At 63.3% G+C, this 21,208-nt stretch carries 18 protein-coding genes and 1 pseudogene; 1 reads left to right on the top strand and 18 read right to left on the bottom strand.

Translation table 11 applies throughout. The features are described 5' to 3' along the window. Nucleotides 1-25: 25 nt before the first annotated feature. The 15 genes from FA04_RS22365 to FA04_RS22295 all read right to left on the bottom strand — a co-directional run bounded on the left by FA04_RS22365 (nucleotide 26) and on the right by FA04_RS22295 (nucleotide 18,050). Nucleotides 26-1,117, bottom strand: coding sequence for an ABC transporter ATP-binding protein (locus FA04_RS22365; protein WP_034799453.1), 1,092 nt, complete (start codon nucleotides 1,115-1,117; stop codon nucleotides 26-28). An 85-nt stretch (nucleotides 1,118-1,202) separates the two neighbouring features. Continuing rightward, entirely contained in the window at nucleotides 1,203-2,657 is a 1,455-nt protein-coding gene (locus FA04_RS22360) for an extracellular solute-binding protein (RefSeq protein ID WP_034799450.1), read from the bottom strand. Nucleotides 2,658-2,696: 39 nt separating this feature from the next. After that, a complete protein-coding gene (locus tag FA04_RS22355) occupies nucleotides 2,697-3,725 on the bottom strand; it encodes a carbohydrate ABC transporter permease (RefSeq protein WP_034799447.1) in 1,029 nt (342 codons plus the stop codon). Then, nucleotides 3,722-4,597, bottom strand: a complete 876-nt coding sequence (locus FA04_RS22350; RefSeq protein ID WP_034799444.1) for a carbohydrate ABC transporter permease — start codon at nucleotides 4,595-4,597, stop codon at nucleotides 3,722-3,724. Before FA04_RS22350 ends, FA04_RS22355 begins: the two co-directional genes overlap by 4 nt. Beyond that, nucleotides 4,594-5,526, bottom strand: coding sequence for a ribokinase (gene rbsK / locus FA04_RS22345; protein WP_034799441.1), 933 nt, complete (start codon nucleotides 5,524-5,526; stop codon nucleotides 4,594-4,596). The genes FA04_RS22350 and rbsK overlap by 4 nt, the downstream gene beginning before the upstream one ends. Nucleotides 5,527-5,629: 103 nt before the next feature. Further along, nucleotides 5,630-6,082: an RbsD/FucU family protein gene (locus tag FA04_RS22340; RefSeq protein WP_034799438.1), complete on the bottom strand. Its 453-nt coding sequence runs from the start codon at nucleotides 6,080-6,082 to the stop codon at nucleotides 5,630-5,632. A 134-nt stretch (nucleotides 6,083-6,216) separates the two neighbouring features. Beyond that, nucleotides 6,217-8,601, bottom strand: coding sequence for an aldehyde dehydrogenase family protein (locus FA04_RS22335; RefSeq protein WP_034799435.1), 2,385 nt, complete (start codon nucleotides 8,599-8,601; stop codon nucleotides 6,217-6,219). Between the two features lie 5 nt (nucleotides 8,602-8,606). Beyond that, nucleotides 8,607-9,620, bottom strand: coding sequence for a deoxyribose-phosphate aldolase (deoC, locus tag FA04_RS22330; protein WP_034799432.1), 1,014 nt, complete (start codon nucleotides 9,618-9,620; stop codon nucleotides 8,607-8,609). A 173-nt stretch (nucleotides 9,621-9,793) separates the two neighbouring features. Then, nucleotides 9,794-10,525, bottom strand: coding sequence for a DeoR family transcriptional regulator (locus FA04_RS22325; RefSeq protein WP_034799429.1), 732 nt, complete (start codon nucleotides 10,523-10,525; stop codon nucleotides 9,794-9,796). Nucleotides 10,526-10,748: 223 nt separating this feature from the next. Then, nucleotides 10,749-12,551, bottom strand: coding sequence for an aminopeptidase P family protein (locus FA04_RS22320; protein WP_082936548.1), 1,803 nt, complete (start codon nucleotides 12,549-12,551; stop codon nucleotides 10,749-10,751). A 10-nt stretch (nucleotides 12,552-12,561) separates the two neighbouring features. Beyond that, the gene (locus FA04_RS22315; protein WP_034799423.1) at nucleotides 12,562-13,590 is read right to left on the bottom strand and encodes an ABC transporter ATP-binding protein; all 1,029 of its coding nucleotides are present in this window, start codon (nucleotides 13,588-13,590) and stop codon (nucleotides 12,562-12,564) included. Further along, on the bottom strand, nucleotides 13,587-14,600 hold the full coding sequence (locus FA04_RS22310) for an ABC transporter ATP-binding protein (RefSeq protein WP_034799420.1): 1,014 nt from the start codon (nucleotides 14,598-14,600) through the stop codon (nucleotides 13,587-13,589). Before FA04_RS22310 ends, FA04_RS22315 begins: the two co-directional genes overlap by 4 nt. A 1-nt stretch (nucleotide 14,601) precedes the next feature. Then, nucleotides 14,602-15,471, bottom strand: a complete 870-nt coding sequence (locus FA04_RS22305; RefSeq protein WP_034799417.1) for an ABC transporter permease — start codon at nucleotides 15,469-15,471, stop codon at nucleotides 14,602-14,604. Next, nucleotides 15,468-16,409 (bottom strand): ABC transporter permease, encoded by a 942-nt coding sequence (locus tag FA04_RS22300; protein ID WP_034799415.1) that lies wholly within the window; start codon nucleotides 16,407-16,409, stop codon nucleotides 15,468-15,470. Before FA04_RS22300 ends, FA04_RS22305 begins: the two co-directional genes overlap by 4 nt. A gap of 63 nt (nucleotides 16,410-16,472) precedes the next feature. Next, nucleotides 16,473-18,050, bottom strand: a complete 1,578-nt coding sequence (locus FA04_RS22295; protein WP_034799412.1) for an ABC transporter substrate-binding protein — start codon at nucleotides 18,048-18,050, stop codon at nucleotides 16,473-16,475. Nucleotides 18,051-18,277: 227 nt separating this feature from the next. On the opposite strand from FA04_RS22295, the gene FA04_RS22290 reads away from it, so the two are divergent. Next, nucleotides 18,278-18,898: a helix-turn-helix domain-containing protein gene (locus FA04_RS22290; protein ID WP_082566307.1), complete on the top strand. Its 621-nt coding sequence runs from the start codon at nucleotides 18,278-18,280 to the stop codon at nucleotides 18,896-18,898. A gap of 71 nt (nucleotides 18,899-18,969) precedes the next feature. Here FA04_RS22290 and FA04_RS22285 read toward each other — a convergent pair whose 3' ends face one another. The 3 genes and pseudogenes from FA04_RS22285 to FA04_RS36570 form a co-directional block, all read right to left on the bottom strand. Then, nucleotides 18,970-20,001, bottom strand: coding sequence for a trans-3-hydroxy-L-proline dehydratase (locus FA04_RS22285; RefSeq protein ID WP_034799409.1), 1,032 nt, complete (start codon nucleotides 19,999-20,001; stop codon nucleotides 18,970-18,972). 291 nt (nucleotides 20,002-20,292) lie between these two features. Next, nucleotides 20,293-20,685, bottom strand: a complete 393-nt coding sequence (locus tag FA04_RS36575) for a hypothetical protein (RefSeq protein WP_246806890.1) — start codon at nucleotides 20,683-20,685, stop codon at nucleotides 20,293-20,295. Nucleotides 20,686-20,834: 149 nt separating this feature from the next. Then, nucleotides 20,835-21,077, bottom strand: a pseudogene (locus FA04_RS36570) (GNAT family N-acetyltransferase); the annotation flags it as partial. Between the last annotated feature and the right edge of the window lie 131 nt (nucleotides 21,078-21,208).

Genomic DNA, 21,208 nt, shown 5'->3' with positions numbered 1-21,208 from the left:
TCATCGCCTTCGGCCATCCATCCGCTCAGCGGCCGATCGCCCCACCGGTTTCCTTCAGGAAGAAATGCATTTTCTCCGTCTCGATCGGCACCGCGATCTGATCGTCGGGGCCGATGCGTGACGCGGCGTGAACCTGCGCCGTGAAAGCGGCAGGCCCGACCCGGCCAAGAGCCAGCGTATGCGGGCCGAGCGGTTCGATATCGCGCACGATCAGCCTGACTGTTGGCGCATTGGCGTCCGTCGCCATCGTATGTTCCGGCCGGATGCCGAGCACGACCGCTTTTCCGACGTAGGCGCCGAGTTTTTCGGCGCGGTTTTCCGGGATAGCCACGGCCACGTCCCCATCAGCTATGAACTGCATCCCTCCATCGCCGCGCTCCAGCCGCCCCTCGAGGAAATTCATGCTCGGCGCACCGATGAAGGCGGCGACGAAAAGATTGGCGGGGGCCTCATAGAGCGTGATCGGATCGGCCGCCTGCTCGATGCGGCCCTGGTTCATGACGACGACGCGGTCGGCCATGGTCATGGCTTCCACCTGATCGTGGGTCACGTAAACGGCAGTCGTCTGAAGACGCCGGTGCAAGAGCTTGATTTCGGTGCGCATTTCGATGCGAAGTTTGGCATCTAGGTTCGACAACGGCTCGTCGAAGAGGAAGACATCCGGCTGGCGTACGATCGCCCGGCCGATCGCCACGCGCTGGCGCTGGCCGCCCGAAAGTGCGCTCGGCTTGCGATTGAGATAGGCGCCGAGGTTGAGGATGCGAGCGGCATCCGTTACCGCCTTTTCGATCTCCGCCTTCGGCGTGCCGCGCACCTTCATGCCGTAGCCGATGTTCTCGGCGACCGTCATGTGCGGATAGAGCGCGTAATTCTGAAACACCATGGAGCAATTGCGCAGGCCCGGTCTGAGATCGGTCACGTCGCGATCGCCAATCCGGATCGAACCCGAAGTCGCAGTTTCGAGGCCGGCAATCATCCTGAGCGTCGTCGTCTTGCCGCAGCCGGAGGGACCGACGAGCACGACGAACTCACGATCGGCAATGTCGAGATCGAGCGGCGGAATGACGGTGACGCTCCCGAAGGACTTGGTGATCTGCTGCAATCGGACCTGTGACATGCTGTAGCCTCTGATGCTGTCTGTGCCCGGTCTCGCCGGGGACGGTGGCGCCCGCCCCGATCGCTTCGGGGCGGGCGTGGTTTCGTTACTGCTGCGGCAAGCCCATGGAGGCGCGATAGGCGGCAAGCTGCTTGTCGCGGCCGAACTCGTCGGTCAGCTTGTTCCACTGCTCGGCGACGCTATCGAGCGCCTGTTGCGGCGTCACTTCGCCGGCAAGCGCCTTGGAAAGCTCGATCTCCAGCACTTCGGTGTAGGAGAAGTAGCCGGGAAGGCGCATGTCGAGCGCGATGTTCTTGGCGGTCACCGCCTCCTTCTGCGCACCAAGATATTCCTTCGCCTCACGCTCGGAGAAGATCTTCGACCAGAGATCGAGATTGGTCGTGTGCGAGATGCGGTAAGGGTTCACACCGGTGCCGCCGGTAATCGCCGCCTGGCCCGAGACGGCCGGGCTCGTCAGATACTGGATGTAGTTCCAGGCTGCTTCCTGCTTGGTCGAGGTCGCGGGAACTGCCGCCTGCCAACCGCCGAAGGCCATGAAGGAGGTCTGGACGACGTGGTCGAACTTGTCCCACTTCTTGGTCTTGTAGTTCCAGATCTCGTCCGATCCCGGCAGCGATGCCGAGCCGACATTGCCGGCCACCTTCGACTGCTTCGGGTCGGCGCCGATGACGCCGGTATCACCCCAGCCGATCGATTCCGCCACCTGGCCGCCGGCAAAAGCGGCGTTCACTTCGCCGAAGGAGAAGTTCAGCGCGTTCGGCGGCGCGAGCTTTGAGGCCCGGATGTATTCCTCGAGGCCACGAACCCAGCCGGGATTGTTGACCTGCGCATCCATCGTTTCCGGATTGAAGAACATGGCGCCCGGATTGTCCGGATGGCTGGTATAGCCGGCCACGTGGCTGAACAGGAACCAGAACTGCTGGCCGCCGCGCCGGAAAGCTTCCGCCGTGCCCCAGAGGTTGTTGGCCGGCTGGTTGAAGTATTCGGCGATGTCCAGGTACTGCTTCCAGGTCTTCGGCGGCGCCAGATCGTAGCCGTACTTTTCCTTGAAGGCCTTCTGGTTGTCGGCGTTCTCGAAGAGGTCGATTCGGTAGCTGTAGGTATGGGCGTCGCCGTCCATCGTCTGCGACAGCACCTTGCCGTTCCAGACCATCAGCTGTTCGCGGTAGACGGGCGCGATATCGTCCCAGTCGGCGCCCTTCTGCATGTCGGCCGGCATTTCCGACAGGAAGTCGGTGAAATCAGGGGCCCAGGCCGGTGCAAAGGCGATCACGTCGAAAGCGTCTTCGCCAGAGGTCAGCGAGGTCACGATCTTCGGATAGAGCTCCGACCACGGGAACTCGACGACCTTGACCTTGCCGCAGGTCTTTTCCTCCCAGCCTTTGGCCGCAAGCTGCAGCGCCGAGGCAATGTAAGGACCGGTCTGTGTGGTCGCCGTCAGTTCGACGCCGGTGTAGTCCGGGTCGCAGGCGAGCGCCGTTCCCGCGCTCCCCGATGCGAGTGCGGCGAGAGATGCAGATGCCAGTAGCAATTTCCTCATTCTATCCTCCCTGTGAATGAATGCATGCCAAAGCGTTGGTTACTTGATCGCTCCAAGAAGCAGGCCGGAGCGCATGAGCCGGCTCAAAAGCCCGGCCATGACCATCATCGGAATGATGGCAACGAGGGCGGCAGCGGAAATCGCCCACCATTCGTCGCCGCGCTGGCTGTTCTGGCCGGCAACGAGAATGGGCAGCGTCTGCCATTTGGAGTTGGTCAGGAACAGCGCGAACAGGAACTCGTTCCAGACGAAGGCGAGCGTGATCATGAAGGTGGCGATCAGACCCGGCTTCGACATCGGCAGCACGATGCCGAAGAAGATCCGCCACGACGGCACGTTGTCGACCATCGCCGCCTCCTCGACCTCCACAGGCAGCGCCTCGAAGAAATCGCGCATCAGCCAGATGACGATCGGCAGCGAGAAAGCGATATAGGCGAAGGTCAGGCCGATATAGCTGTCGACCAGCTTGAAGCCGAGTTTTCCCATCTCGGTATACATCAGGTAGAGCGCAAAGGCAGCGACGATCGGCGGGAACATGCGCTGGCTGACGAACCAGAAGACGATGTCGTTGTTGCCGAGTTCCGGCCCCGGAAGGCGAAAGCGGCTCGAGATCACCGCAAGCGCGAGCGCTGCGACAAAGGCATAGACCAGCGAGATGCCCTGGCCGTAGCCAAGCACATGGCGGCCGAGCAGGAAGCCTCCGAAGGCGATCACCACGAAGATCAGTGCCGAGAGCAGGCGAAAGCGGAAGGTGAAGCGCACCAGCGCATAGGCTGCCATGGCGCCGATGAAGGTCGCGGCGATCGACGCCGAAAGGCCGATGATTGTCGAGGCCAGGAAGGTGTTGAAGAACTGGCCACGCTGGCCCGACAACAGCTCGCTCCAGGCCGTCAAGCTCGGTTCGAAATCAACGAAGGGCAGATAGGTCGGCCCGCCGACGACGGCGATCGGCGTCTTGAACGAGGTGATCAGCACCCAATAGAGCGGAAAGAAGGTGATGGCGAGCCAGACGAGGCAGCCGCCGAGCGCCAGCCAGCGCCGTTTCCCTTTGAGAGTGCGCACGCTCATTTGTGCTTCTCCAGATAGGGCTTGAGGATGGCGAGATAGACGAGACCGATGACTGTGATGACAATCAGGAACAGGAACGAAAGCGCCGAGGTGTAGCCGAGGTTGAACTTCTTGAAGCCTTCCTGATAGGCAAACAGCGTCAGCGTCTCGGTCGATATCCCCGGCCCGCCGCCGGTCATGACGAAGACCGTGTCGATGATCTTGTAGCTCTCGATCAGCCGGATGAAGACGACGGCAACCGAGATCGGCAGGAGCATAGGAAAGGTGATGTCGCGGAACTGCTGCCAGGGCGTGGCATTTTCGAGCGCGGCCGCCTCGTAGACGTCGTCGGGCAAGGTCTGTAGCCCGGCAAGCAGCATGAGGATGACGAAAGGCGTCCATTGCCAGACCTCGACGGCAATGATCGAGCCGAGCGCCCAGCTGGTCTGGGTGAGGAACGGCAGGTTGGGGAACCCGATTGCCGTCATCAGCTCGTTGAGCGGGCCCATCGTCGGGTTCAGCACCTGGCGGGCGATCAGCGCGACGGCGACCGGCGCCACCAGCATCGGCAGCAGGAAGCTGACGCGGAAGATGCCCTCTCCCGGCACTCTTGAATTCAACGCCAACGCCACCGAAAGGCCGATCACATATTGCAGCCCGACGGAGATGAAGGCGATCAGCGTCGTCGTACCCGCCACATGCCAGAACCGCGGGTTCTGCAGGAGATCGAGATAGTTGCCGAAGCCGACGAAGCGGGCCGGCGTCGGCGGCACCAGCCGCATGCTCATGAAGCTGGTCGTCAGCGAATAGACGAGCGGGAAGATCGAGATCATCAGCACGATGATCAGCGCCGGCCAGATGAAGAAGTGCTTGATCGGGTCGTTGCGCGTCATGCGGACGCCCCGCGCGCAAGCAGCGCCTCGATCTCGGCCAGCGTCGGCATGGCGGGCGCGGTGCCGCGGCGGGTGACCGCGATGCCGGCGGTGGCGCAGCCGAAGCGTATAGCGTCAACGGGTGAAAGGTCGCGGGCGAGCGCTGCGGAGAAGCCTCCGACAAAAGCGTCCCCCGCCCCGGTCGTGTCGATTACCGGCCCGCTGGCGATCGCCGGCACCAGCACCGACTGCTCGTGGTTGTGATAGAGCACGCCGCGTTCACCGAGCGTGATCAGCGCCGTTTTCGCACCCTTCTTCAGGATCGCGTCACCGGCACGACGAACGTCGTCTTCCGTGGCGAGCGCAAAACCGACGATGGCTGCGGCTTCCGTCTCGTTCGGCACAAGATAGTCGCAGAGCGGATAGATCGCATCCGGGAAGGCTTCGGCCGGCGCCGGGTTGAAGACGGTGATGACGCCGGCCGCATGGGCAATTTCGAGCGCCCGCCGAGCGGCGACCACCGGCTGCTCCAATTGGGTGACGAAGATGCGCGAACCTTCGATCGTCTCGCGCGCGGCCTCGACATCGTCGATCCCGATCGAGCCGGCGGCTCCCGGATAGACGATGATGGCGTTTTCGCCGTTCTGGTCGTTGACATAGATGAAGGCAGCCCCCGTCGGCAGATCGTCCATCTCAACGATCTTCGGCGTCACGCCGGCCTCGGCATAGGTGCGCAGCGCCATCTCGCCAAAGGTGTCGCGGCCGAGCTTGGAGATGAAGGAAACGGGACTTCCCGCCCGAGCACAGGCGACCGCCTGGTTCGAGCCCTTGCCACCCGGCCCGACGGAAAAGCCGCTGCCGGTAATCGTTTCACCGACAACCGGCATGCGCCGCGCCAGATAGGCCGTGTCGGCCACGAAGATGCCAAGGATCGAAACACCAGTCTTCATTCAAGCCTCCCCCTGCGACCGCACCGCAAGCAAAGCGGCGTGCCCAGGCAATCTCTCGCGATTTCATCTGTCGTCTCGTGCCGCGCGGCGACCGCGCGGTCCGTCAGGTCTTGGGCGGAATGACGCCCTTGGTGAACAGGAAGCAGCCATAGAAGCGCGTCTCGCCCGTGGTGATGACGCAATAGGCCTTCTTGGCTTCCTCGTAGAACTTGAAGCGCTCGATGCCGTACATCGGCGCCGATTTACCCTCAGCGCGATCGATTACCGCCTGCACTTCCTGCTGCACGGGCAGCACTTCGTCGGGCGCACCCATCACCTCCATGCGCCCGGCCGAAGGCTGCAGCGGCGTATCGAGCGGCAGCACGGAAAGCACCGCTTCGACGGCACGCGCGGCCGAGACGTTGTCGATGCGCAACAGCGTGCCCAGCGTGGTCTTGCGGGCAATGGCGTCGGACGGGAAGTTGGTGTCGGAAATGACCAGCGTGTCGCCGTGTCCCATGGACTTGAGCGCGTGCAGCACATCGGCGTTCAGCGCCGGATCGATATTCTTCAGCATACAGTCCTCCTCCTGGCGCGCTCCGGTTTCCGTGGCGCGCAATGCATTCCCCCTTGCAGGCGAACGCGTCTCCCTACTGTTCAATTGTCCCACAGCGCGGGCCGGCTCCCCCCGCCCCGCGCGTGGTGGCTCTCCTACTCGCCGTAGGGGATCCAGATGTTCTTGACGTCCGTCGCGCGGCGCAGATAGGCCGGGCCTTCTGCCGCCTCGCGATCGAGCCAGTTCGTCGCCTTTCCGTAGTCGACAAAGGTGCGCTTCAGGTTGCCGACCGAGAGCCTCTCCACGAGGGTCGAAAGTTCCGCCGAGCCGAAAGCCCAGAGCGCATCCACGTCGTTGTGGCTTGCGAGCGTCTTTGCCAGTTCGATCGTCGAACCGGTGACGATGTTGACGACACCGGCCGGGACGTCTGATGTTTCGAGCACCGTATAGAAATCGGTGGCCGCCAGCGGATGCTGTTCGCTCGGCACCACGACGACACGGTTGCCGGTGGCGATCAGCGGCGCGACCAGACTGATCATGCCAAGCAGCGGCGCTTCCGGCGGGCAAACGACGCCGACGACACCGATCGCCTCGGGGATCGCAAGTGCTACGCCGCGAAGCGGCGGCTGGTGGATCGCGCCTTCGTACTTGTCGGCCCAGGCGCCATAGGTGAAGAGGCGTGCGATCGAGGCTTCGACTTCCGCCTTGGCGTTGGCGGCAGACGCGCCGGTCATGTCGGCGATCCGATCGGCGAATTCGCCCGCACGGCCACTCAGGTTTTCGGCGATGTAGTAGAGGATCTGCGCGCGGTTGTGCGTCGTTGCCGACGACCAGCCGGATGCGGCTTGCGCTGCGACGACTGCGTTGCGGATGTCCTTGCGGTTGCCCTCGCCGACCTCGCCAAGCACCTTGCCCTTGGGCGAGAGCACGTTGCGGTTATAGTTGCCATCCGGCCGTGCCTGCTTGCCGCCGATGAAAAGCTTGGCGGTACGGTCGACGTCAGGCATGGCGAAATCGCCAGCCACGGGCTTCAATGCCGGTTCGACGGCGGCGGGACGCGGCTTGCGGCCGGCCCAAGCCTTCGGCTTCAGATATTCGTAGCAGCCCTCGCGACCACCCTCGCGGCCGAAGCCGGATTCGCGCTTGCCGCCGAAACCGGCAGACGCATCGAAGAGGTTAGTCGCATTGACCCAAACCACACCGGCGGCGAGCTTGGCCGCGACATGCAATGCCAGGCCGATGGTCTCGCTCCAGACGCTGGCGGCAAGGCCGTAGCGCGTATGGTTGGCAAGCTGGATCGCCTCTTCCGGGGTGCGGAAGGTCATGGAGACGACGACGGGGCCGAAGATCTCTTCCGTCGCAACGATCGAGGTCGGCTGCACGCCGGTGAGCAGGGTCGGCGGATAGAAGCTGCCGCCCTGCGGCAGTTCGATCTTCGGCTGATGCAGCGCTGCTCCTTCGGAGACGCCCTTGGCGACCAGGTCTTCGATCCGCTGCAACTGCACCGGCGCGACGATTGCCGCCATGTCGATCGCCTTGTCGAGCGGATGGCCGACGCGCAGCGTCTGCATGCGGCGCTTCAGGCGCTCGTAGAACAGCGGTGCCACGCCTTCCTGCACGAGGATGCGCGAGCCGGCGCAGCAGACCTGGCCCTGGTTGAACCAGATGGCGTCAACCACGCCTTCGACGGCGCCGTCGATATCAGCGTCGTCAAAGACGATGAAGGGTGACTTGCCGCCGAGTTCGAGCGTCAGCGACTTGCCGGTGCCGGCGGTGCGCTCACGGATGAGGCGGCCGACTTCGGTCGAGCCGGTAAAAGCGATCTTGTCGATGTCCGCATGCTCGACAATAAGCGCGCCGGTTTCACCTTCGCCGGTAACGACGTTGAGCACGCCGGCCGGAAGACCTGCTGCAGCGGCCAGTTCGGCAAAGAGCAGCGCCGTCAGCGGCGTGAATTCCGCCGGTTTCAGGATCACCGTGTTACCGAGCGCCAGAGCGGGCGCGACCTTCCAGGCGAGCATCAGGAACGGGAAGTTCCAGGGAATGACCTGGCCGACGACGCCGACCGGAACCTGATCGGCAAACTCGGTTTCCTGCAGCTGCGCCCAGCCGGCATGGTGATAGAAGTGGCGGGCGGCCAGCGGCACGTCGATGTCGCGGGTTTCGCGGATCGGCTTGCCGTTGTCGATCGCCTCGACCACGGCGATCAGGCGCGCATGGCGCTGGATCACGCGGGCGAGCGCATAGAGATGGCGGGCGCGGGCATGGCCCGGCAGCTTCGCCCAGGCGGCTTGCGCCTTGCGGGCAGCGGCGACGGCATCGTCAACATCCTTGGCACCGCCGAGCGCGATCTTTGCGAGCAGCTTGCCGGTTGCCGGCTCGTTCGTCTCGAAGGTCTTGCCGGACGCGGAGGCGACGAAGGCGCCGTTGATGAAGTGGCCGAATTCGCCCTTGTGGCGCGCCAGCCACTGGCGGGCTTCCGTGTCGGCTTCCGGTGCTGGACCATAGGACATTTCGTCAAAATACCTTGCGACAGTCATCGGGATCATCCAATCGGGTGACGGTTGAGGGCCGAATAGGCGCCGGTAATGTGGTGTTCGAGCTGGCGCTCGATATCGGCAAGCAGGCTCGATGCGCCGATGCGGAAGAGATCCGGCTCGAGCCATTCGCGCCCGAGCTCGTCCTTCATCAGGAACTGGTAGTTCAAGATGTCCTTTGCCGCAGAAATGCCGCCCGCCGGCTTGTAGCCGACCTTGAGGCCGGTCTGCTCCTGATAGGCCCTAATCATGCGCAGCATGATGAGCGTCACCAGCAGCGTGGCGTTGACGCCTTCCTTGCCAGTCGAGGTCTTGATGAAATCGGCGCCAGCCATCATGCAGACGAGCGAGGCACGCGCGACGTTGCGCAGCGTCTTCAGGTCGCCGGTCGCAAGAATAGCCTTCACATGAGCGTCACCGCAGGCGGCTCGGAAATCGCGCATCTCGTCGTAGAGCGCCTGCCAGTTGCCGGTCAGCACATGCTCGCGGGTGATGACGATGTCGATTTCCTTGGCGCCATCGGCGACAGATGCCTCGATTTCCCGCAGCTTCACATCATGCGGGATGAGGCCGGCCGGAAATCCGGTGGAGACGGCAGCAACGGGGATACCGGACCCTTCGAGCGCCTCGACGGCGGTCGAGACGAAGCGATGATAGACGCAGACAGCGCCCGTCGTGATGCCGCGACCGCCCATGCCGAGCGCGTCGAGCAGATCCTGGCGCACCGGTTGGCGCGCCTTGGCGCAGAGCCGCTTGACGCGCTCCGTCGTGTCGTCGCCGTTGAGGGTCGTCAGATCGATGCAGGTAACCGCCTTCAACAGCCAGGCGGCCTGCGCGTCCTTCTTCACCGTGCGGCGACCGGGCAGCGTCGCAACGCGACGCTCGGCGGCAGACAGGTTGACGCGCTGGTCCAGCACCCAGCCAAGATCGAGATCGATGCCGTTGTTGCGCGGCCAGTTATGGCCCGCCGCCGGCGAATGCGCGGCCTTCGGCGCGCCAGTTTTCACAGCAAGGTCTTCCAAGCGATGGCTCCTTGAACTCCCTGTCACGACCAGCCGCACTCGAGCACAGCCGCCGAGAACTCATTTTTGTTATTTTTCTATCGATTTTTTGTGACTATTCCATCAAGAACAGAGAGTGTCAAGCGAGACACCGCCGTTTTGACGATTTCGTAATATTTTTGCGGATGCCGCCTTCACAGGCCCGGCAGCTGCGTTTCGCCCTCTTCGGTGATGATAGAGCGAAAAACGCCGATTGGCGCGAAAAAAGCCGGCTTCAGCTTGCCAATCTTGCTGAGGTCGACGACCAGATGGCTCTCGCGCGCCAGCGAGATGACCTTCTGCTTCACCGACACCTCGTGGAAATGCACGCAGGTCGCACCACGCGCCGGATCGATGCCGGCGGCCGACAGGAAGGCGACGTTGATGCCGAGCGAATCGAGAGTCTCCAGACCGGAGTTGCCGGAAAAAGACGCAGACGAAGGGTGATAGACGCCACCAAGCATGACGATCCGGACATTCGGCTTATGGGTCAGCTTCTCCGCCACGTTCAGGGAATAACATACTGCTGTTATTGAGTAATTCTCGGGAACGAGGTCGACGAGATATTCGAGTGTGGTGCCGCAATCGATGAAGATCGTCTCGTCCGGGCGGATATGGCGCGCCGCGTGGACACAGGCCTCGCGCTTGGCGGCAGCGTGGCTGTCTGCCTCGCGTGCCAGCTCGTAGGGCGCATCGCCTTCGATCTCCGACGCCGGCACGATATGTCCGCCGAGAAAAGCAAACTGTCCGGGATTGTCGGCAACGTCACGACGGATCGTCATTTCAGAGACGCCGAGCAGGGCCGCGGCGTCGCGCAAGTGCAAGACTCTCCGTCCTGAAAGGGCATCGGCGAGCTGGATGATGCGGGCTGTCTTGCGGCTGACCATGATTTCTTTCGTGTCCGACGAGTTCTGCAGCCGTTCATGGCGTGAACAGGTTTTGTGAAAAATATCACAAACCCTCTCCCCCAAGCAAGAGGAGTCACATTGATTGAAAGCGACCTGATCGCGGCCGGGGAGCCGATCGCCAAGAAATGACAACGGCGGACCTACCGGCCCGCCGCTCCACTGTCGTCATATTAATCCGCGAGAAGAAGCGGACGAGGCGCTATCACGCGCTGATCGGAGCCGTCCGGTCGGAAAGCCAGCCCACCGTCTCCGGTTCAAGCAAGCCGTCCAGTTCCTGCGCGACGCGACGGTGATAGGCATCGATCCAGGTCCGCTCAGCCGCCGTCAGCAAGCCGAAATCGGCCAGCCGCAGATCGATCGGCACCAGCGTCAGGCTGCGGAAGCTCAGGAAACCGTCGCCGTCGTCGACCACCTCCACCTGGTTTTCGATGCGGATGCCGTAGGCGCCGGCCTTGTAGTAGCCCGGCTCGATCGTCGTCACCATGCCCGGCTTCAACTCGATCTCGTTGACGCGGCGATCGAAGCGCTGCGGCTGTTCGTGGACCGAGAGAAAGTGACCGACCCCATGGCCGGTGCCGTGGTCATAATCGAGACCAAGATCCCAAAGCGGGCGGCGGGCAAAAGCGTCGAGCTGGTGGCCGAAGCTTCCCCTGGGGAATTTCAGCGATGCCATAGAGATCAACCCCTTAAGGACGGCCGTGTAGGCCCGCCGGATCTCGTCGCTGACCGGACCAATCGCCGTCGTGCGCGTGGCATCGGTGGTGCCGGTCAGATACTGCCCGCCAGAATCGAGCAGATAGACACCGTCCTTGCGGATCAGCCCGTTGCTCGCCTCGGTGGCTGCATAGTGACACATGGCGGCATGACCGCCGGCTGCCGAAATCGAGCGGAAGCTCGGCTCGACGAAACTTTCGGCCATCTGGCGATAGGCGAGGATACGCTCTTCCGCTTCCAGTTCGGTCACCGGTTTGCCGCTCGCCTCCCGTTCGGCGGCGTGCCGCTCGAGCCAGGCAAAGAAGCGAACCCAGGCGGCGCCGTCCAGACGGTGACAATCGCGGAAGCCCGAGAGCTCGGTCGCGTTCTTGTGCATCTTGGCGAGCGTGATCGGGCTCTTCGCGAGCTGCACGGTGCCACCTGCGGCACGTGTGGCATGGGCCGTGGCCGACGGGGCAAATCCGGGATCAATCAGCGCCGTGCGTCCGGCCGCCATCGCCCTGACGCGGTCGAGCAACTTGCCAGGCTCGGCAATGGCAACATCGTCAAGCTCGAAGTCCGAGAGGTCGTTCGGAAGCTTGCGATGATCGACCAGCCATTCCGTTTGCCCGGCGCGGTCGAAGATCAGGAAGGACTGCGGCATCGGGTTGAAGGCGACGTCGCGGCCGCGGACATTGAGGAACCACGCGATATTGTCCGGCTGCGCCTCGATCAAAAGATCGGCCCCCTGCTCCGCCAGCATGGCGGCGATGCGGCGCTTCTTCTCGGCAACGCTTTCGCCGGCATTGGCGACCGGGAAGGCGGTAATCTTGCCGAGCGGTTTTTCCGGCTGGTCGGTCCAGATCGCGTCGACAAGATCCCCGTCGACAGGCGTCCAGACGCCCCCCGCCAGCTCGACCGAGCGGCTGCAATCCGCATCCCAGGTGGACGGCAGCAGCATCGCATTGAAGCCGACGCGTTCGCCGTTGCGCAGATTGTTCTTCAGCCAATCCTTGAGCGGTGCGTCATAGAAGTGTTCGATCGCGAAGGTGCCGAGATCCAATTCGTCGCGCACCTGCACCTGATAGCGACCATCGACGAAGATCGCGGCGCGGTCGCGCATGACGATCGCCACGCCGGCCGAGCCAGTGAAGCCGGTGACAAAGGCCAGTCGATGGTCGTGTGGCGCGCAGTATTCGCCCTGATGTTCGTCGAAGCGCGGCACGACGTAGCCGTCGAGCCCCGCTTCCGCAAGTTTGCGCCGCAGCGCGCCGATGCGGCCGGAGATATCCGGCCTTGCTCTCGTATCCATGATGTCTTTCCTATCGAGTGGAGTTTGAGGCGCCGCCGATCGTCTCGGCGAAATGGCAGGCGGTCATGCCCGATCCGACCGGGCGCAACGCCGGCTTTTCGCGGCGGCAGCGTTCGGTCGCGTGCGGGCAGCGCACGTGGAAGGGGCAGCCGGGCGGGATGGCGAGCGGGCTCGGCAGCTCACCCGACAGTGCCGGCGTGCGACGCCTGGCGCCCGGGTCAAGCGACGGTGCGGCAGCAAGCAGTCCCTTGGAATAGGGATGCATCGGCTTCGAAAACAGCGCCTCCGACGGGCCGATTTCGACGATGGCGCCGAGATAGATGACGGCGACGCGGTGCGAGACATGGCGTACGAGACGAAGGTCGTGGGCAACGAACAGCACTGTCAGCCCCAACTCGTCCTGAAGCTCGATCAGGAGATTGACGACCTGCGCCTGCACCGAAACGTCGAGCGCGGAAACGAGTTCGTCGGCGACCAGGCAAGTCGGTTCCAGCGACAGCGCCCGCGCAATGCCGATGCGCTGGCGCTGGCCGCCGGAGAACTCGTGCGGGAACTTATCCGCGGCCCCTTCGGGCAGCCGCACCAGATCCAGCAGCTCGTCGACGCGACGATCGATCGCCGCTCCATCGCGCATGCGATGCACCGTGATCGCCTCTCGCAAGGTATCGCGCACGGTCATGCGGGGGTTAAGCGAGGTATAGGGGTCCTGAAACATCATCTGGACGCGCCGGTTATAGGCGCGCCGCCGTGCCCCCTTGAGGCCGACGACGCTCTCGCCCTCGAACAAGATATCGCCTGATGTCGGCCGGTGCAGGCCGGCGATCAGGCGCGCAAGCGTGGACTTGCCGCAGCCGGATTCGCCGACGATCCCGAGCGTCTCGCCGGGCATCACTTCTAGGTCGATGCCGTTGACCGCCGAGACGACCTGCTGCGGACGGCGGGCGAGCGTGTCGGACAGCGAGCGCCGTTTCTCGAACTGGATCGACAGCGCACGCAGCGAAAGCAAAGGCGTTGTGCTTGCTGAAGTGGGCATGATCATTGCGCCGCCTCCCGCGGTCCGAAATGCGCTTGGGCATCTTCAAGATGATGGCAGGCAACGAGCCGCGACGAACCGATCGCTTCGAGCGCTGGCCGAATGTCAGGACATTCGCGTCCTGCGACCGGGCAGCGGGCGCTGAAGGCGCAGCCGCCTGGAAGCGCGTTCAACGCCGGCGGCGCGCCGGGGATCGAATAGAGCGGCGTTCGCGGCGCAACGTCGCGCGGGATCGAGCGCAACAACCCCAAGGAATAGGGATGGCGCGCGTCGGCGATCACATCCGTCGTCGTACCGACTTCGCAAAGCCTGCCACCATACATGACGGCCACGCGATCGCAGGTCTCGGCGACGACACCCATGTCATGGGTGACGAGGATCACCGCCATGCCGAGATCGCGGCTCAGCGACTGGATGAGCCTGAGGATCTGGTCCTGGATGGTGACATCGAGCGCCGTCGTCGGCTCGTCGGCCAACAGCAGCTTCGGATTGGAGGCAAGCGCAATGGCGATCATCACCCGCTGGCGCATACCGCCGGAGAACTCGTGCGGGAAATCGTCGAGACGATTGCGGGCGCCGGGGATGCCGACGAGATCGAGCAGTTCGATCGCGCGTGCCTTCCGCGCTTTTGCGTCGAGGTTCGTATGCGCCACGAGGTTTTCCTGGATCTGCAGGCCGACCGTCAGCAGTGGATTGAGCGACGACATCGGCTCCTGGAAGATCATCGCGATCTCGCGGCCGCGGATGCGCCGGAGACGCGCCTCGTCGAGCGGAACGAGGTCGCGGCCGTTCCAGAGGATTTCGCCGGCGACCCGGCCGCGCGGCCGGATGATGCCGAGGATCGAGCGCAGCGTGATGCTCTTGCCCGAGCCGGATTCGCCGACCAGCCCAAGGATCTCGCCCTGCCCCACCTGGAACGAGACGTCGTCCACCGCGACCAGTGGGCGATCTTGCGGGCCGAACTCGGTTCGAAGGTGCCTGACGTCGAGCACGACCGGTTTTTCTGTGCTTTTCATCTCAGCGCCCCTTCGGCCGAAGCAGATCGGCCAGCGCGTCGCCGACGAGGCTGAAGCCGAGCCCGGTCAGAACGATGGCGATGCCGGGCATCAGGCTCATCCACCAGGCCGTCATCAGGAAGTTGCGGCCCTCGGCGATCAAGACGCCCCATTCGGCAGCCGGCGGCTGTGCGCCGAGGCCGAGATAGCCGAGCGACGAGCCGAGCAGGATCGCGAGCGCCATATCGGTCATCCAGTAGACGAGGATCGGCGAGATCGCGTTCGGCAGCAGATGGCGGAAGATGATGCGGCGATCGGAGTAGCCGAGAACCCGGCCGGCGGCGGCATAGTCGTTGGCCTTCTGCGCCATGATTTCGGCGCGCGTCAGCCGGGCGTAATAGACCCAGTTCACCGCGGTGATCGCCACATACATGTTGACGAGGCCAGGCCCCAGCACCGCGACGATCGCGATCACCAGCACCAGGAAGGGAAAGGTGATGATCGCGTCGACGCAACGGCCGAAGATCACGTCGGCAATGCCGCCGTAGTAACCGACGAAGGCGCCAACGGTGAGGCCGATCAAAAGCGCGAAGATCGTCGCGAAGAAGGCCATCTGCATGTCGACGCGATAGGCCCAGATGACGCGCGAGAGCACATCGCGGCCGAAATTGTCGGTGCCGAAGGGATGCGCAAGGCTCGGCCCCTGCTGGATCGCCTGAAGGTCGAAGGCAAGCGGGTCGTAAGGAGCAAAGAGCTGAGGGAACACCGCAAGCGCCAGCGACAGGCCGAGAATGACAATGCCGATCACGAAAGAAGGACGGGCGAAGGCGCGTGCCAGAAAGGCGGCGAGCCGTCCCCGCGTCCGCGAATGGGTGAGAGTCAGGACCGTCATGATTGGCGAAGCCTCGGATCGAGCCAGGATTGCACGACATCCGTCAAGAGGAAGACGACGGAGACGAGCACGGCGAAGGTGAGCGTCAGGCCCTGGATCAGCGGATAGTCGCGGGCAAAGATCGCCTCCAGCATCAGCCGGCCGACACCAGGAATGGCAAAAACCGTCTCGGTCACCAGCGTGCCGCTCATCAGGTTGCCGATTGACAAACCCAGCAGAGTGACCGTCGAAACGAGCGCATTGCGCAACACGTGCCGGGTCATGATGATGCGCGGCGACAGGCCCTTGGCCCGCGCGAACTGCACATAGTCGGCGTCGAGCACCTCGATCAGCGAGGCGCGCAGATTGCGCAGGATGATCGCCGACGTATAGAGCGCGACGCTGAGTGCGGGCAGGATCAGGTGATAGAGATTGGCGAAAAAGGTCTTGCCGTAGCCGCCGACCGGAAACCAGCGCAACTGCGCCGCAAGCACGGTGAGCAGCAGGAGCCCGATGTAAAAGACGGGCATGGAAAGACCGACCTGAAAGACGCTGCGGATGGCAACATCGACAGGGCTGTTGACGCGCGCTGCCGCGAGGAAGGCGAGCGGCCCGGCGAGGAACACAGCAAGCACGACCGCATAGAGCGCCAGGAAGATCGTCGTCGGCAACCGGCTGAGAATGACCTCGGTCACCGGCGCCTTCAACATGATCGAGCGGCCGAGATCGCCGGCCAGCGTGTTCTTGACGAAGACGAGGAACTGCACCGGCAACGGCTCATCGAGACCGAGATTGTGCCGGATCTGTTCAAGCTGCGCATCGGTCGCCTTGGCCTCGGCCATGGCGATGGCCGGATCTCCCGGCAAAAGGCGCACGAGCAGGAAGATGAAGATCATCACCAACAGGAACGTCGGGATGATCTGCAGCAGCCGTGCAACGAGATAGGAAAGTGAGGGCATGGTTCCAACCTTCAACGGAGAACCGGGCGGCTTGCCGCCCGGCTTTCGCAGATCGTTCCGCTATCAGTCGGCGCGCCAGGCTTCAGAGAAGTCATTGGCGCCGAGCGGCGTCTGGACGTAGCCTTCGATCGATTTCGAGACGGCGACGGCAAACGGCGTTTCGAACAGGAAGAGCAACGGTGCCTCGGCCGCGTAGATCTCCTGCATGCGCTTGTATTCGTCCTTGCGCTTGGCCGGATCGGTCTCGACGTTGGAGGCCTCGAACAGCGTGTTGAATTCCTGGTTGTTCCAGCCGGTGCCGACGGCCTGACGCTGCTTGTAATAGCCGAGCCAGCCGGTCACCTGCGCCGGGTCGTTGACGTCGTTCGCCCAGCCATACGTATGGATGTCGAAATCGCCGGACCGGTTCTTCTCGCCGCGGGTCGGGTTGTCGACCTGCTCGACCTTGAGGTTGACGCCGAGTGGCGCCCACATCTGCTGAAGTGCGGTAAACAATGTTGCATCGTCTGCGCTGCCGGCAAGCGTCGTCAGATTCACCTCGAAACCACCGCTGAGGCCAGCTTCGGACAGCAGCTGTTTGGCCTTTTCCGGATCGTAGGGGTAGAGCGGCTCGGGGCCATAGTGGAGCTGCGTCGCAGCCGACATCAGCGAGGTCATCGGCTTGCCGGTATCGAAGGTCACGAGCTTGATCAGCACACTCTTGTCGGTCGCATAGTTCAGCGCCTGGCGCACCTTGACGTCGGCAAGCGGGTTCTTCGCGCCGTCCTTCTTCGCTTCGCGCGTGTTGATCGGCGCGTAGACGATGCGGGTCGAGGGGAAGAGCTCCATCTTCAGGTTCGGATCGGCGCCGAGCTCGCCGACGCGGGCAAACGGAATGAACTCGGCGGCGTCGACTTCGCCGGCCTGAAGCTTGAGGATGCGGGTCGCGTCATCTGGAATGACGAGGAATTCCACCCGGTCGAGATAGGGCAGCGGCTTGCCGTCTTCGCCCTGGCGCCAGTAGTTCGGGTTGCGCCCGAAGCTCATGCTCGAGCCCTGCACATGGCTCTTCATGACGAAGGGCCCCGATGTCACCGGACCGGCCGAGAAGAAGGCGCGCGCCTTTTCCTGGTCGGTCGCGCCGGCCGCCTTTTCGAAGGCTGCCTTTGGCATGATGCCGGTGTTGAAAGTCGCGAGGATCGAGATGATCGTCGGGTCGGGATTTTTCAGCGACACGGTGATCTTGTTGCCATCGGCCGTGACCGCGTCGACTGCGCCGAGCAGCCCCGCCCAGGGGCCGAGTTCGGCATTGCGTGCCCGATCCAGCGAGAAGACGACGTCGGCGCCGGTGAGGTCGGAGCCGTCGGAAAACTTGAGGCCGCTTCGAAGCGTCAGGGTGATAGTCTTGCCATCTGCCGAAACCTCGTGAGCCTCGGCGAGACCCGGCACGATCGAACCATCAGGACCGTTGCGGAGCAGCGTTTCGTAGAGACCGTTCACCATCCAGAGATCGGGATTGCGGTCGGCGTAAACGGGATCGATGACGGTCGAGTCGTCGTAGCGGGCGAATGTCATCGCGCCACCGCGTTCGATCGCAAACGCCGAGGTGGCCGCAAGCAGACCCAGCGTCGTGCCGAGCAGAATAGGCAATATAGGTTTCATCTCACTCCTCCTTTTGACCGCAGCCGACATCGATCGCGCGCTGAACACGTTTATTGGATATTGGATCCAATTTTTCTTAGTGTTTTTTGCCGCCGACGGATTGCCGCGAAGACGTTCTTGTAGTTCCCCTTTTCAAGAAGGCTGGCATACGATCTGATCGGCTTGCCGAACCAACTTTAGCTGGACTAAAGTACATCGATAGACGTGAGTCAAGCGGAAAGAAAGTCATGCCCCTAAAGATCGAAGAGGCGCCCGGAGCCCATGAAGGCGCCTCCCTCCCCGAAGCCTCGACACCCGCCTCGCTCGGGCAAATGCTCAGAGCCCGCCGCAAGGAAATCGGCAAGACAATGAAGGACGTGGCGCGCGAGGCCGGGCTTACGGAAGGCTTCATCAGCCAGATCGAGCGCGGCATTTCTACCCCGTCGCTAATCTCGCTGTACAACGTCGCCAATGCGCTCGGCACCAGCGTCGACACCTTCCTGTCGCAGCCGCCGCAGCATTCGCATTCGATGGTCTCGCACGCAGGGGAACGCCCCGGCTACAATGTCGAGACCAAGGAGCGCGTCTACGAACTGATCGAACGCGGCTTTCCGGGCGCGGCGCTCAACGGCTGCATCACCCATATGCCGCCGGGCTATGCGTCGGAACTGACCAGCCACGAGGGCGAGGACTTCCTTTACCTGATCGAGGGCGAGATGCTCTACCAGATCGATGGCAAGGACTATCTGCTGAAGGCCGGCGACACGCTGCACTTCCCCGCCTCGCTGCCGCACCGCGCCCGCAATGTCGGCGCGGGACCGGCCCGCGAACTCTGGGTCGGCACCACCCGGATCATCAAGGAAGACTGAACCGGCAGAACAATCCAAAGGCCTGGGCCGAAAGGTACGGGCCGCAACGAGGCGGCCCGCAAAGGCAGACCTTACTGCTTGCGCGGCCAGGTGTCGGCAAGGCGATAGCCGGCCGGCCACGGATCGGCCGGGTCGAGCATCACCTGGTGCGTGCCGGTGATCCAGGCGCGTCCGGAGATCTCAGGCACGATCGCCGGGCGTCCGCCGACCGTCGTTTCGCCGACGATGCGGCAATTGAAGGTCGAATCGATGATCGAGTGGCCGCTGAAGCGCTGGCCGACCTTCATCAGCCCACGCGCGTGCAGCACCGCCATGCGCGCCGAGCAGCCGGTGCCGGTCGGCGAGCGGTCGAGCTTGGCCGGCTGGATGACCACGGTGTTGCGGCCATGCAGGATGCCGTCCTTTTCTTCGACCGGCATCGTCAGCTGGCAGAAGGAGATATGATCCCATTCCGGATTTTCCGGATGGGTGAAGCCGAGCTGTTCGTTGGCCGCGCGGGTGATCTTGATACCGGTTTCGGCAAGCTCGCGCGCCTCGTCTGGCGTCACCGAGAAACCAAGAGCGCGAGCGTCGGTGATGACGAAGCTGTCGCCGCCATAGGCGGTATCGACCGTCAACGTGCCCAGACCCTCGACTTCAAGCTTGGCGTCGAGCTTGTCGGCAAAGGACGGCACGTTGGTGACGGTGATGCGCTCGGCCTTGCCGTTGCGGCACTCGGCAACGACGTTGACCAGTCCACCGGGCGCTTCCAGCACCATGCGCGTTTCCGGCTCCTGCATCGGTACGATGCCGCTGTCGAGCAGAACGGTGGAGACGCAGATCGAATTCGAGCCGGACATCGGCGGCGTATCTTCGGGCTCCATGATGATGAAGCCCATGGTCGCGCGCGGGTCCTTCGGCGGCACAAGCAGATTGATGTGGCGGAAGACGCCACCGCGCGGCTCGTTGAGCACGAAATTGCGCAGCGCCTGGTCTTCGGCGATGAAGCGGCGCTGTTCCCAGAGCGTGTTTCCAGGCGGCGGCGCGACGCCGCCGACGATGACGTCGCCGACTTCCCCTTCCGCGTGGCAGGAAACGATATGAACGACCTTGTTGCTGCGCATGCGCTTTCTCCTTCCGTGACGGTGGACGGACGCCACCCGGGCGCGCCCTTCACTTGCGGCCGCTCCCCCATTTCACTGGGTGACGCGATGGCGTCGCCCGTCGACGAAACGACTCTTAGAAAAATTGGATCCAATATACAATCTGAAAATACTCATAATCCAAATCCGGCCAGAGGCCTGCAAACGTACGCCGTGACAGTCCGCCGACCGGCTTGTCGGCAACGACGTCGAAATAGCTGCGCTTTGAGTTCGATCAGCGACATGGAAGCGCCTCGAGCACACCTCAAGAGCTCACATGAACCCCGGATTGCGGGGCAGATAGCGCGTCCAGTCGCCATAACCGGGAGACGCCATCAGCAGCATTGGAAACGTGATCCGCATCCCCTGATTGACCGCAAGGCTCAAAGCGCCGTCGCATGCCCCGGGCAAGAAGGCCGAAATCCTCTCAGACGTGCCCGCGGCGGCCAATCGCAACGCGGCCGCGAAGGCATCTTGAACATGGTCGGGCCGCAGGACGGCGAGTGGGCCGATGTGCCCGTTGGCGCCGATATAGCCGTATCCGGCAGGATCGCTGCCGGCGTAAAACAGAAACCCTCGGGTTGCCAGATCGCCAAGCAGGTAGCGATGGTGCTTGTCCCGCGATACGCCGATGGCGCAGCGATCGACCGTCGCCAGCGTCTCCATGGTCGCTGCATCGGGTTCGATCGGCACGGCGCGCAGGACCGCCTCCGCACTGCCTCCCGCCTGGCATCGAAAAAATAGATCGGCGTGCGCGGAAAGAAGCCGTGTCGCATGTAGAGCCCCTGCGACACCCGATTGAAGGTGAAGGTGATCAGCGCCTTGTGGGCTGCGCCTGACTTGCGCGCATGTTCCAGAGTTTGTTCCAGCAGCGAATTTCCGATGCCCCGGCCCTGTTGAGCGGGATCGACGAACAACTGGGCGAGAAACCAGAGATCCCCGCAAGTCCAACTCCAGGCGCATCCGACGATGCCCCCGCCCTCTTCGGCCACCCAGAGGCCGTCCGGATCGTCCCTAAGGCAAAAAAGCTGAAAATTGGGAGGGCTTGTCGCCGCCATCGGGCCGAAGCCGTGCCGAATGGTAAGATCGTTGATGCTTGAGACGACCAGTGCATCGGTCGCAGCCAATTCGTCGGCTCGAGCGGGCCTGTAAACGAGCGGCATTGGTAACACCACGAGAGGTTTCCAAG

It is taken from the genome of Ensifer adhaerens, from assembly GCF_000697965.2.
Taxonomy (GTDB): domain Bacteria; phylum Pseudomonadota; class Alphaproteobacteria; order Rhizobiales; family Rhizobiaceae; genus Ensifer; species Ensifer adhaerens.
This window is presented reverse-complemented; position numbering and strand designations above follow the sequence as displayed.